The sequence below is a fragment of the Flavobacterium aureirubrum genome, from assembly GCF_038739835.1.
Lineage (GTDB): Bacteria > Bacteroidota > Bacteroidia > Flavobacteriales > Flavobacteriaceae > Flavobacterium > Flavobacterium aureirubrum.
This window is the reverse complement of the sequence record NZ_JBCGDO010000073.1, coordinates 1-1,164: the sequence shown is the minus strand read 5'-3', so window position 1 is coordinate 1,164 and position 1,164 is coordinate 1. Positions and strand designations below refer to the sequence as shown.

Here is a 1,164-nt window from a genome sequence, read left to right as displayed (position 1 = left end):
TTTTAGCCTCAATTTTTTTTAAAACCAGTCAAAGTAAATCAAAAATCAGCATGGCTTAAAACCCGTTTATAGCAGTTTTAAAAAGTAAAACAGTAGAGAAAAAGGAGTTTTTTCACAGCCTGACGTTTCGCCGCTAACCGACTGTTGCGAAGCCAGCGAACTGCGTACTGTCTGCTAAGATAATAGTTTTACGTGAAAAATAGACGTGAAACCACGAAAATCCAGCAATAGCGGTTAACGGCTGTTAGCTGCAGGTTTAATCTCTACGCGTTATACCATATTCAATTTTACATTCTTTGAATATTGATTTTATCATTTCAAATTTTTCAGTGCATTCTTCACCAAGATTTAATTCTTGACTACTAGTTCTATACCGGTCACATCCAAAACAAATTTCTATAAAGCTAATTATGTAGTTGTTTTTGTCAAGAAAAATTATTGCATTTCTTGGCTCATAACATTTGGCTTCACCAACTGAATAAGGAAATTTTTTGTAGCTGTAATTATAGATTATATCTGTTAATTTATTTATTTGAACAGAACTCAATGTTGCGACTTCTGTGTAAATTGTTGGATCAAACAAGTCTATTTTAAGCTTAATTGAATTCAGATGATTGGATAATTCTTCGCCTGTAAATTCTAGTTTTTTACTTTCAAATGAAATTAGCTTTATTTGTGAAGTCTCAGAGAAAGGAAAATTACTCAATCTTTGACTTTCTGTAAAGTTTTTTGTTTTTGTACATTTTGCATTTCTTTCAAACTTAGTTTGAGAGTAACAAAACTGAGAAGATAGAATAATTAAAAAGATTAGTTGTTTCATACTCTGGTGTTCAAAACTTGCAGCTAACTAGTTTATAGTCGCTACTTTATAGCGACTATACACCCATATTTGGGTAGATTGTCGCTACTCAGTAGCGTATTTACTTCAAATATAATTATTAATTTATCACAACCCACCAAACACCCTTTCAATCCCTCCAATAACTATACTACATACTCCCAACACTTCCCAATAAACAAGCTCAATTTTTGGAATGATTTTGATCCCAAAACTTTGGGATAGTCTTTTGAAGGGTTGTGCAACATCCTCGGCGTGCCCAATTTAATAGCCAAACTCAAAGCATGGCACTCACCCTACAAGAGAAAAGGTTTGTTTTTGATAAA

Annotated in this window: 1 protein-coding gene; it reads right to left on the bottom strand. The window is 32.8% G+C overall.

Annotated elements, in window-relative coordinates; genetic code table 11:
- Window positions 1-256 precede the first annotated feature (256 nt).
- The gene (locus tag WFZ85_RS15985) at window positions 257-820 is read right to left on the bottom strand and encodes a hypothetical protein (protein WP_342697252.1); all 564 of its coding nucleotides are present in this window, start codon (window positions 818-820) and stop codon (window positions 257-259) included.
- Window positions 821-1,164: the final 344 nt, after the last annotated feature.